The sequence below is a fragment of the Enterococcus sp. AZ194 genome, assembly GCF_051713825.1.
GTDB lineage: Bacteria > Bacillota > Bacilli > Lactobacillales > Enterococcaceae > Enterococcus_K.
In genome coordinates this window covers 3,649,687-3,661,082 of sequence record NZ_JBIOQR010000001.1, presented here as the reverse complement: position 1 = coordinate 3,661,082, position 11,396 = coordinate 3,649,687, and the positions used below count along the sequence as shown (strand labels likewise).

Annotated in this window: 9 protein-coding genes; 7 read left to right on the top strand and 2 right to left on the bottom strand. The window is 36.7% G+C overall.

The features are described from left to right. Nucleotides 1-44: 44 nt before the first annotated feature. Entirely contained in the window at nt 45-1,034 is a 990-nt protein-coding gene (locus IGI37_RS17025; protein WP_438763269.1) for a LacI family DNA-binding transcriptional regulator, read from the bottom strand. A gap of 153 nt (nt 1,035-1,187) precedes the next feature. On the opposite strand from IGI37_RS17025, the gene IGI37_RS17020 reads away from it, so the two are divergent. Further along, nucleotides 1,188-3,380: a helix-turn-helix domain-containing protein gene (locus tag IGI37_RS17020; protein WP_438763268.1), complete on the top strand. Its 2,193-nt coding sequence runs from the start codon at nt 1,188-1,190 to the stop codon at nt 3,378-3,380. Nucleotides 3,381-3,698: 318 nt separating this feature from the next. Here IGI37_RS17020 and IGI37_RS17015 read toward each other — a convergent pair whose 3' ends face one another. Then, nucleotides 3,699-4,574, bottom strand: a complete 876-nt coding sequence (locus IGI37_RS17015; RefSeq protein ID WP_438763267.1) for a carbohydrate ABC transporter permease — start codon at nt 4,572-4,574, stop codon at nt 3,699-3,701. A 308-nt stretch (nt 4,575-4,882) separates the two neighbouring features. On the opposite strand from IGI37_RS17015, the gene IGI37_RS17010 reads away from it, so the two are divergent. The 6 genes from IGI37_RS17010 (at nt 4,883) to IGI37_RS16985 (ending at nt 11,393) form a co-directional block, all read left to right on the top strand. Then, on the top strand, nt 4,883-5,857 hold the full coding sequence (locus tag IGI37_RS17010) for an ABC transporter permease (protein WP_438763266.1): 975 nt from the start codon (nt 4,883-4,885) through the stop codon (nt 5,855-5,857). Nucleotides 5,858-5,886: 29 nt separating this feature from the next. Then, nucleotides 5,887-6,570: a YesL family protein gene (locus tag IGI37_RS17005; RefSeq protein WP_438763265.1), complete on the top strand. Its 684-nt coding sequence runs from the start codon at nt 5,887-5,889 to the stop codon at nt 6,568-6,570. Beyond that, the gene (locus IGI37_RS17000; RefSeq protein WP_438763264.1) at nt 6,536-8,041 is read left to right on the top strand and encodes an extracellular solute-binding protein; all 1,506 of its coding nucleotides are present in this window, start codon (nt 6,536-6,538) and stop codon (nt 8,039-8,041) included. The genes IGI37_RS17005 and IGI37_RS17000 overlap by 35 nt, the downstream gene beginning before the upstream one ends. 76 nt (nt 8,042-8,117) lie before the next feature. Further along, nucleotides 8,118-8,984 (top strand): pectinesterase family protein, encoded by an 867-nt coding sequence (locus tag IGI37_RS16995; RefSeq protein ID WP_438763679.1) that lies wholly within the window; start codon nt 8,118-8,120, stop codon nt 8,982-8,984. Next, a complete protein-coding gene (locus IGI37_RS16990; protein ID WP_438763263.1) occupies nt 8,966-10,081 on the top strand; it encodes a glycoside hydrolase family 88/105 protein in 1,116 nt (371 codons plus the stop codon). The genes IGI37_RS16995 and IGI37_RS16990 overlap by 19 nt, the downstream gene beginning before the upstream one ends. After that, the gene (locus tag IGI37_RS16985; RefSeq protein ID WP_438763262.1) at nt 10,074-11,393 is read left to right on the top strand and encodes a glycoside hydrolase family 28 protein; all 1,320 of its coding nucleotides are present in this window, start codon (nt 10,074-10,076) and stop codon (nt 11,391-11,393) included. Before IGI37_RS16990 ends, IGI37_RS16985 begins: the two co-directional genes overlap by 8 nt. The last annotated feature ends 3 nt before the right edge of the window (nt 11,394-11,396 follow it).

The following is an 11,396-nucleotide window of genomic DNA, read 5'->3' as shown; positions in this document are numbered from 1 at the left end:
CATTTCGTTTTATTTTTTTCCCTTCCTACAATGAATAGGAAGGGTTAGTTGACTGTTTGGCGAATTTCTAATGAAGTATCAATTAATAGCTGCAGCTGATGAATAGGCTGCTGTTGAATTTTTTTCAAAAGTTCAATCGTTCCTGTTTGACTAATCTGCACAATCGGCTTATGAACAGTCGTTAAAGGCGGGCTTGTATATTTGGCAAATGAAATGTCATCAAAGCCAATAATACTGATGTCAGAAGGAATCGCTAGACCGTTTGCATGACAAGCTCTCATCGCACCAATGGCCATATCATCGTTTGAACAAAAGATAAGGTCTGGTTTTTCAGAAAGACGGAGTAGTTTTTCACAGGCACGCTGCCCACTTTCGATACTATAATCTCCCTGAACCACCCATTCATTATTGAGCGGCAGGTTGTGTTGAGTGAGGCTATCAAGATACCCTTTTTTTCTTTCAATAGTCGAACGAAAGCCGTCTTTTCCTTCAATAAATGCAATTTTTTGATATCCTTTTGCTAAAGCAAAATCAATTGCTGATTTTACGCCTTGTCGATCATTACTGGTAATATTTAATATCTCTTTTTCATCCAGCTGACGATTAAGGACTGCAAAGGGAATTTCTTCTGAGAGTAGGTGGCGGATAAACAAATCATCTTGGTCGCTTTGACTCATTAAGATGACGCCATCATACCGTTTATTTGTTTCTAGACTGTAGTCATTGAGGGAATCTAGCCCTTGAACTGTTAGACTATATTCTTTTGGTAACACCGAATGAATTCCTTTAATCACTTCAACCAGGAAACTATCACTCGTACCATCTTGGATACTAGAGAAAAATAGTCCGATGATATAAGATTTTTGATTGACCAAACGTTTGGCACTCATATTAGGTGTATAATTTAACTCCTTGGCTAGTTTCTTAATTTTGTCCTTTGTCTCAGGGCGAATGAGGGGACTATCATTGAGCGATCTAGAAACGGTCGTGTGCGAGACACCTGCAATTTTTGCTATATCTTTAATTGTGACCATTAAATAAATCCCCCTCTCCTTGTACACAGCTAGAGCATATCTTGAAATGAAACAAATGTCAATAGGTCAACAATGCACACGTGAAAATTGTCGTGGTTTTTTTTATTTAACTATGGTATTCTTTAGTTGTTGTTATAGGAAAGGGAGAGAAAAATGAAAAAGAGTTCAGTTTTTTATAAAATTTTTCTACCTGTGTTTCTATTAGGGTCGTGTTTAGTAATTGGCTTTGGTTTGTATATCTATCAGAATACGTATACGTCAATTGAAAATAATTTTTTGACAGATAAGATGAGTTTTTTACGTCAGTTACGAACTAATTTTGAAAGAAAAATTCGAACAATCGAATATTCTTTTTCAACATATGGTTCAACGCGGAGTTTTTCGGAAACGTTTACAAAAGAACTAGGTGCACAGGATTATGTGGAGTATTCAGAAATTCGTAAGGAGCTCAATTTTATTGAGATGATGGCGATGGATCAAAACACCTTTGATTTGATTAGCCTAGAAGGAAGATGGGGCGTAATTAATGGTTCGTTACATCAGTTAAGCCAAAAAGAGGTAGAAGCGTTACATAATCAATACATGGATAGTAAGAATAGTCTTTTTTGGAAAAAAGAAAAAAATGGTATTCAGATGATTATCACGCTGCCGATGTTCGAAAAGAAAAAGTATGCGATGGGAAAAGCTATGATTACAGACTATAGTATTGACCAAATTATTGAAAACGATAGTGAAGACTTGATCAAAATATATAATGATGAGGAATTACTATATAGTAATCAGACGGATAGTCGGGAGTACCAACTAAATAGTTATAGAGATGAATTGGATTTTAATGTGCCGAAAGTGGTTAAGAAGGATGGTAAAATATTTATTTTACTGAAATCAGACTATAACAACTGGATATATAGTCTGCAATTGAGTTTGAATTTTGTAAGCAACACGACGAGCAAGCTAAGAAAAGGTCTTTTTGCGGTATCTCTAGCACTTATTGGTTTAATCGGGACGCTATCTTATCTATTCTCAGAGCGATTTGCTAAGCCGATTAGACAAATTCAAGAGCGTTTAGATTTAAATCCGCGAAGATTTAAAGATAAAGAGTTAGACTTGGTGGCCAATTCTATTACTAAGTTACTGGGAGAAAATCAATCGTTAAGTGCTAATCTGATGACTCAAAAACCCCAATTAGAGACTCTTTTTGTGTTGAGTCTATTCAGAAATCGTGTAGAAAAGAGAGAACTTGCACAACGGCTTGCACAATTTGGTTATCCCAATCATCAGCGATACTATACGGCAGCCATTCAAATAGATGCGTTGGACAAGGATAGACATGGGGGAGAAAAGGACCTCTTGTTAATGGCTATTAATAACATTGTTACGGAGATCGTTCCTGTAGAAAACCGAATGATTCCGATTGTTTTAAACGATGAGATGCAAGCAACTATCTTTCGTATGGATAAAGATGACGCTGAGGCAAGTCGAAAGATCATGCGTTATTGTCAGGAAATTCAAGAGGCAATTAATGAGTATCTACGTTTATCTGTGAGTATCGGTATTAGTAACAAATATTTTAATTTGACACAAAGCAAACGCTCAGTAGATTTTGCTAAAGAAGCCTTACATTATAGAGTAAATACGGGACCAGCCTCAATCATTTTTTACAAGGAAATTGCGCCCTCTGATAATGAAAAGGAGCTCGTTAAGTATCCTGTTCAGCTGCAAAATCAATTGTTTGAAGCCATTCGCTCAGGAGATGATGTTGAGCTGATTTTGGATGAGCTGGTTAGCAAGCTATTTTCGAGTAATAAAAATCCACTGAACTTAGAAGTTGCTTTAATGCGTTTGATTAATGAGTTAGTGCAATTAGGTCAAATGTTGGGTGTAGGTTCAAAAATCTTTGAGAATATTAAACAAATTTATTTGAACGCATTGACTAGGTATCAACCAACAGAGTTGAAAGCTATATTATTAGAACAATTGATTCTGCCGATTATGAAACATACACAGGAACGCACAGAAGTAGAATTTAAGACACTTTCTGATAAAATTATGCATATTATTCATACCGAATATGATAAGGATTTATCTTTAGATTGTATAGCTGATCGTCTACACTACAATCCGAACTATCTGAGTAGTGTGTTCAAAAAAGAATCTGGAGAGAATTTTGGGGACTATGTTCAAAATTATCGATTAGATATCGCAAAACAATGGCTAAGAGAGACAGAGTTACCTATAAAAGAAATTGCCGAACGTCTGCAGTATCGTAACCCACAGAACTTCATTCGTTTCTTTAAAAAGAAAGAGCAGAAAACACCTGGGGAATATAGGAAGTCTTACCGCTAACAATCAGAAAAAGAAAATGATGGGTCTCATAGAGGAAGCCAGCAGAAAGAGGTTGGGACGGAAGTGTTTAATTTTCGAGGAGATCTTCAAGTCTTAAGGTGTTCCACCTTTAGAGATTGATGAGATTGGAGTCTTTTTGCGTAGTCCTTCAATTCTAGCATGTCCCATGCGTAGAAATTTATGAGAGCGGAATGTAGTGGAGATGGAGATGGAGTTGTTTCTGTGCCACCATTTCTTCAGATGTTAAGAGCCAGAGATATAACTCAAAAAGTTATGTCTCTGGCTCTTGTTTTTGTATAAGAGAGTAATTCGAAAATCTTAACCTTTTACAGACCCCATCAAGGCACCCTTAACGAAGTACTTTTGTACGAATGGGTACGCAATGAGCATGGGAACAGTTGCGACAACAATTACCGCCATTTTGATTGTTTGTGCAGGAGGTAGGATATCCACTGAGCTACTCTCTGCTTGCATTCCACTTGAAACAATTACAATTTGCCGTAGTAGTATCTGAATCGGCCATTTTGATGAGTCATTGATATAAAGAATCGCATTCATATAAGTATTCCAGTAAGTTACTGCATAGAATAGTGAAATGGTAGCAATGGAAGGGAGTGCTAAAGGCAACATGATTTTAATAAAAACGCCTAAATCTGTACAACCATCCATTTTAGCTGACTCTTCTAGACTATCTGGTAAGGCTTGGAAAAAATTTCTCATGATAATCATATTCATAGCATTGACACAAACAGGTAGGATCATTGCCCAATAAGAATTAACAAGACCTAGAGATTTTACTACTAAGAAGGTTGGAATCATCCCCCCACTAAAGAGCATCGAAAATACAATTAAAAAATTAAAGAAGTTTCGCCCAAACAAATATTTACGCGATAGACCGTAAGCCATAAGCGAAGTGATTGTCATACTCACCAACGTCCCGACACCTGTGATCCCAATTGAGACAGCCAACGCTCGGAAGATGGTTGGAGTGGATAAGATGTAACGATAGGCATCCAGTGAAAAGGTCGTTGGGAATAAAATGAATTTTTTGGAAACGACCTCTTGAGTAGACGCAAAGGAAGTTGCAACGACATTAAAAAAAGGTAAGACGCAAATTAATGCAATGATTGTTAGGATGGTGATATTAAACACATTAAACGCTCGTTCCCCAGTTGAATTTTTTCTTTTCTTCATAAATAAATCCTCCTATAAAATAATGAATAACCGTTTACTTGTTTCAAATTTATCATGCAGGATAAATTACGTATATAATCATCTAATGACATGCTCAGTTTCTCGGTAAATGTCGAAGAATTGAGTAGAAATAAGAGGAATGCTCATTTCTACTGATGAGTATCATATTCGAATTGTTAAACGTCGTCATTGTTGATTTATCAAGTTTTTTTCAGGTATTCGTAGGAAATGATTATATACGTAATACCATTATTTTCTTATGATTGGTGTATCAACTGGAAGTCACAAGAAAATAAAAGGAGGCAGCTATGGAAAATGCAACAAAACAAGATGTATACGTATTAAATAAAACACCTGAAGAGGAAAAAAGGAGAAAGAGGCAAAAATTAATTGCAGGAATAAAAACAAATAAAATCCTCTATTTGATGATTTTACCAGGCATCTTATATTTTATTATTTTCAAATATGTCCCAATGGGCGGTCTAGTCATTGCTTTTCAAGACTATCAACCTTTTTTAGGAATCACGGGAAGTCCATGGGTTGGCTTGAAACATTTTGTTCGACTCTTTACAGAACCAACTTTTCTTATGTTATTAAAAAATACCTTGATATTATTTGCGATGAATATCTTTATATTTTTCCCTCTACCGATTGTTCTTTCTCTTTTATTAAATGAAGTGAAAAATAAATATTTTAAGAATGGTGTTCAAACATTAATTTATATTCCTCACTTTATGTCTTGGGTAATTATTGTTTCTATTACTTATGTATTCTTAAATGTTGATGGCGGAATTATCAATGAATTTTTAGCATCGATTGGAAAAGAAAAGATTAGTTTCTTAACGTCAACAGAATGGACTCGGATTGTTTATATTATCCAAGTTATCTGGCGTGAACTTGGGTGGTCAACAATCATTTACTTATCAGCGATTACCGCAGTAGATACCCAGTTATATGAAGCGGCAGAAATGGATGGCGCAGGTCGTTTACGAAAGACTTGGCATGTAACTTTACCAGCGATTCGCCCAGTTATTATTACTTTGTTAATACTAAAAATTGGCGCTACCTTAGATTTAGGTTTTGAGCATATGTTTTTACTACTAAACTCTTTAAATCGAAATGTAGCAGAAATTTTCGACACATACATCTATACAGCTGGATTAAAAAATGGTCAATTGAGCTTTAGTACAGCAATGGGGATGTTCAAAGGTGTCGTAGGACTTGTCATGGTTGTTTTAGCGAATAAACTTGCTAAAAAACTAGGTGAGGATGGTGTCTATTAAAAGAAACTAACAGAAGGTAGGAGAAATAAATGATTCAATCAATTGAAAAGATGAATTCGATTCTTATTCGATTTTTACAGCTCATCTATTTAAACTTTTTATGGCTTTTTGTTACAGTTCTAGGGTTAGGAATTTTTACCATTGGCCCAGCAACGTACGCGATGAGTTCGGTTTTTAGAAAATGGTTGCGTTCAAAAGATCAATTTCCTTTAACGAAAACGTACTTTTTCTTCTTTAAGGAAAACTACAAAGAAGCGCTGTTTATGAGCTGGATTTATTTGGTAGTCGGTGGGATTTTAGTGGTGGATCTTGTGTACGTATCGAATTGGTATCTTCGTGTATTTCTTCTATTGATTAGTTTTTTCTATGTGATTTCGCTTATTTATATTTTTCCGATTATGGCGCATTACAATTGGCAAGGCTATGGTATCAAAATAAAAATGGCTTTTCTGTTCGGTTTTGCCCAATTGCAATACACCGCTGTATTTATCCTTTTAATGGGTATTATTTATTGGTTAATCGGACAATTTATGCCAGGTATATTCACGTTTATGGGAAGTAGTTTTTTAATATTTGCAGGAACTTGGACTTCTTTACAAGTTTTTCAGATATTAGAAGTAGAATCTCTCAAGGGCGTCGAACATAAATCAATTATCAAGAAAGCAAAGGAGAAAATGAATGAAAAAAGAAAGATTTTTAAAGCTAGGTCTTAGCATGGCAGCAATTCTTTTACTTAGCGCTTGTGGGGGGAAAGAAAAAGATTCTGGAGCAGCGGATGATGGCGGACCAACAAAAATTACATGGATGAATATGTTGCATACCCCTTCGCCTCCAACTGATGTAATTGTCGATAAAATTGAAGAAGCAACCAATACAGAATTAACCTTCAATTGGATCCCAGATGCGTCAAAAGAAGAGCGTTTAACAACAGCACTAGCTTCGGATGAATTAGCAGATATCGTTACGATTACGATTATGCAAAACTCTTCGGTAAGAAATGCCTTAAAATCAGGTATGTTCTGGGACGTGAAGGACTATTTAAAAGATTATGATAACCTGAAAAAAATCTCTGATGAACGGATTGAAACCGCAAGTATCGATGGTCACGTATATGGTGTGCCTATTCAAAAAGATCTTGCCCGTTCTGGTTTAGTGATACGAAAAGACTGGTTAGATAAATTAGGATTAGAGGTCCCAACTACGATGGATGAATTGTATGAGGTAGCTAAACAATTCACTGAAAACGATCCAGATGGAAACGGTAAGGATGATACAGTCGGTTTTGGAGATCGGGCACCAACCGATATTAAGTATAGTAGCTTCAAATTATTTACTTCTTATTTTGGCGCACCAAATGGTTGGAAAATTGAAAAAGACGGTACATTTACACCTGAGTTTGAAACACCTGAGTATATGGAAGCATTAAACTTTTCAAGAGATTTATTTAAAAATGGTTATTTAGCTCAAGATTTTGCCGTTACACAAAAAACGGATCAACAACAACAATTTGCTCAAGGTAAAGCAGGAATTTATACAGGAATGATAGATATTAAAAACCTGAAAACAATGGCAAAAGGGATTCAAGATGAGATGGAATTAGTCCCTGTAAATAAAATTTCCACAGGCGATGGTGAATACCACGTTTGGTCGGAAAATGGGGGTGTCGGTGGTTTATTAGCCTTCCCTAAATCTGTTGTGAAAGATGAAGCACACTTGAAAAGATTATTACAATTTGTTAATTACTTAATTGATGAAGATGTGTTCTACTATATGACAGGCGGAATCGAAGGCACACATTACAAAATGGATGAAAATGGTGCATTGGAATACTTAGATATGGATTTATGGCAGCAAGATGTTCAACCATTATCTAGCTCTCGTCCAAGTGAAATCACCTATAAAGTCAAAGATGCTTCACCAGAAAAACAATTAGCAAATGAATTAGTTGTAGAAAATGAAAAATATGCCGTTCTAGATCCAACATTCTCTTTAGATTCTGAGAAAGCGAATGAAGTTGGTTCAGAAATTCAAAAAATCATCACAGACGCAACGGTTCAATACATGATGGGTCAAATTGATGAAAAAGAATTTGATAAAGCCGTAGCTGATTGGAAAGCACAAGGCGGAGATCAGATGGCAAAAGAATACGCAGAAGCATATAAAACAGCTCAAAAAAGCAAATAGATAAGAAAGGGACTTGGACGGATAAGTCTAAGTCCCTTTCTAGGTAAAATGATTATGGATAGGAAATGTGAAACAAATGGGACAAAGATACGAAAAGACTCAAGGAGAAACACTACAAGAATTTATTGATAAGGCAGAAGGGCTAGTGATTATTCCAGCGGGCCACTACGAGGAAAGGCTAGTGATTAATAATAGTCACTTAACTATAGTTGGCGAAGGCCAAGTCATTCTCGAGCAAGCGATTAGTGTCAAGGAGAATCCTTCATTAACGACTTACCAAACAGCGACTGTTTATGTATTAGGAAATAATATTTGTTTGAAAAATCTGACCATCAGAAATTCTTCTGGAACCAGTGACGAAGTGGGGCAGGCAGTTAGTCTGTTTGTGGATGGCAATGAAGTGTATATTGAGAACTGCCAAATTGAGGGGCATCAAGACACATTGTATTTGGGCCAACCTAAGGAGTTACTACCTAGTCGAAGAACGAGTATCCATTTCAATAATTGCAGAATCAGTGGTGATATCGATTTTATTTTTGGCTCTGCGGCTGCTTTATTTGAAAACTGTCACATCATTAGTACCGCAAAAAAGTTAGGCTATTTGGTGGCACCTGCTACACCAGAGGATCAAACGGTTGGTTTTGTTTTTTTTAATTGTTTATTTACGCAAGAACAGGTAAAAGCAAGCCATTATTTAGCAAGACCGTGGCGTGACTATGCGAAAGTCAGCTTTTTTGAAAACCGCTTTGAACTTCATTTGGCTAAAGGTCGTTGGGATGATTGGGGCAATAAGCAAGCAAGAAAAACCAGTGAGTTTAGAGAATATAGGAATTCTTATCTAGAGGAATCAACGAACGTATCTTGGGTAAATCAAACAAATTTTGAAATTTCGATGTACTTAAAATATTTTGAGAAGGTGAAAAAATGGACAATTGGTCAATAAAAACAGCAGAAACAATTATGGAGAGAACCCCGATTCTTTCTGAGGATAAAGGGTATAACGGAAAATGGTCCTATGATTATGGTGTTGTATTAAAAGGGTTCCAACTTTTATGGGAGAAAACAGGCGATGAACGATTTTTGTCGTTTATCAAAACAAATTTGGATGTGTTTGTAACAGAAGACGGAGATATTAAAAATTACCGCGTGGATGAGTATAATATTGATCACGTGAACACTGGGAAATTACTTTTTGTATTATATAGAGAAACAAAAGATGAAAAATATCGTAAAGCAGCAGACTTACTGTATCAACAACTAACCAATCACCCTCGTACATCAGAAGGTGCATTTTGGCATAAGGAAATCTATCCATATCAAATTTGGTTAGATGGTTTATACATGGGGACACCGTTTTATGCAGAGTACATCAAGGAATTTGGTCAGACTAATAAATATGAAGATATCATGAGTCAGTTTGAAATAAGTTATAAGCATTTATTAGATGAAGAAACGGGTTTGTTGATTCATGCCTGGGATGAGAAAAAAGTGCAACCATGGGCGGATAAGGAAACAGGCTTATCACATCATTTTTGGAGTCGTTCTATAGGATGGTATCTGATGGCTGCGGTGGATACGTATGAATTATTAGAAGGAACAGCTATAGATAGAAGTCTGTTGGAAACGATTGTAAAAGAAACGTTATCCGCTTTAGTGAAGTATCAAAGTCCGGATAGTGGCGTCTGGTATCAAGTAACGAACGAAGTTGAGAGAAAAGGAAACTACTTAGAAGCCTCAGGGAGCAGCATGTTTGTGTATGCGATGGCTAAAGGTTTACGTCTTGGAATCTTAAACTCTAAAGATTGGGGAGCGCCACTAAAAAAATCGTATCAAGGATTGTTGGATGAGTTTGTTCTGGTTACCAAAGAAGGATGGGTCAATCTAAATAAAAATTGTATGGTGGCAGGTTTAGGCGGTGCCGATCAACGAGATGGTAGTTTTGCTTATTATATCAGTGAGCCTATCATTTGTAATGACCAAAAAGGGGTGGGGGCCTTTTTACAAGCGCTGGTAGAAACGGAGGAAGTATTGCATGTTTAATATTCTAGATTTTGGTGCGAGCGAGACACAGCTCAACACGGAAGCAATTCAAGCGGCGATTAATCAAGCCAATCAAACAGGTGGCGGACGAGTAGTCATTCCTGCAGGGACGTATCTGACTGGCGCGCTTTTCTTAAAAAGTAATGTTGAACTATATTTGACATCAGGTGCGGTTTTACAATTTTCTGATAACCAAAAAGATTATCCCGTGGTTGCTTCTAGGTGGGAAGGAGTTCATAAGGAAGTTTATGCGTCATGTATTTATGCCGAAAACGAAGAAAATATTGCAGTTACAGGCTTTGGCGTCTTAGATGGGAATGGGGAAGCTTGGTGGGATGTTTTCAGAAACAAACGTGAGGAGCTACAGTATCCTCGTCCTAAGCTGATTAGTTTCCATTCATGCAAACGAGTGACTATTTCAGGCATTCATATGAAAAACTCACCAAGCTGGACGGTCAATCCGATTCTTTGTGAGAATGTCACTGTTGATAACATTTTTATTAAAAATCCTGCTGACTCACCGAATACAGATGGGATTGATCCAGAATCGTGTAAAAATGTTCGTATCAGTAATTGTCATATTGACGTTGGAGATGACTGTATTGCTGTTAAGGCTGGGACTGAAGAGACAAAAGAACGAGTGTCTTGTGAAAATATCACTATTGTGAATTGTACGATGGTGCATGGTCACGGAGGCGTCGTACTTGGTAGCGAAATGAGTGGCGGTATTCGAAATGTTACGATTTCTAATTGTGTTTTTCAAGATACGGATAGAGGCATTCGCTTAAAATCGAGACGTGGACGTGGCGGCTGTGTAGAAGATATTCGCGTGAGCAATATTGTCATGGATAATGTCATCTGCCCATTTATTATTAACCTTTATTATTTCTGTGGTCCTAGAGGGAAGGAACCTTATGTCTGGGAAAAAGTTCCTTATCCAATTGATGAACGAACTCCTTGCTTTAGAAGAATTCATTTTGCGAATGTGACAGCAAGAAATGTTCACGCTGCAGCAGGTTTTATCTATGGTCTTGCTGAAAAATCAGTGAGTGATATCACCTTTACAAATGTCGATATTTCAATGGCTGAAGAGGCGATTCCCGGGAAACCTGCGATGATGACAGGAATTGAGGATATGACAAATAGAGGATTTTTTGTCGGTTTTGCAAAGGATATTTTATTTGAGCGTGTGTCTATCGAAAATCACGAAGGTCCAGCCTTTTTACTAGAGGAAACCAAAGATGTAGAGACTTTCCATTGTCGTTCCTACCATACCAAAAAGACAGAAGAATTAATTGTTCAGAAAGTGTGAGAA

Bases quoted from the DNA above. Each gene is read 5' to 3' on its own strand.
- IGI37_RS17025 (WP_438763269.1), bottom strand. From the start codon at position 1,034: ATGGTCACAATTAAAGATATAGCAAAAATTGCAGGTGTCTCGCACACG.
- IGI37_RS17020 (WP_438763268.1), top strand. From the start codon at position 1,188: ATGAAAAAGAGTTCAGTTTTTTATAAAATTTTTCTACCTGTGTTTCTA.
- IGI37_RS17015 (WP_438763267.1), bottom strand. From the start codon at position 4,574: ATGAAGAAAAGAAAAAATTCAACTGGGGAACGAGCGTTTAATGTGTTT.
- IGI37_RS17010 (WP_438763266.1), top strand. From the start codon at position 4,883: ATGGAAAATGCAACAAAACAAGATGTATACGTATTAAATAAAACACCT.
- IGI37_RS17005 (WP_438763265.1), top strand. From the start codon at position 5,887: ATGATTCAATCAATTGAAAAGATGAATTCGATTCTTATTCGATTTTTA.
- IGI37_RS17000 (WP_438763264.1), top strand. From the start codon at position 6,536: ATGAAAAAAGAAAGATTTTTAAAGCTAGGTCTTAGCATGGCAGCAATT.
- IGI37_RS16995 (WP_438763679.1), top strand. From the start codon at position 8,118: ATGGGACAAAGATACGAAAAGACTCAAGGAGAAACACTACAAGAATTT.
- IGI37_RS16990 (WP_438763263.1), top strand. From the start codon at position 8,966: ATGGACAATTGGTCAATAAAAACAGCAGAAACAATTATGGAGAGAACC.
- IGI37_RS16985 (WP_438763262.1), top strand. From the start codon at position 10,074: ATGTTTAATATTCTAGATTTTGGTGCGAGCGAGACACAGCTCAACACG.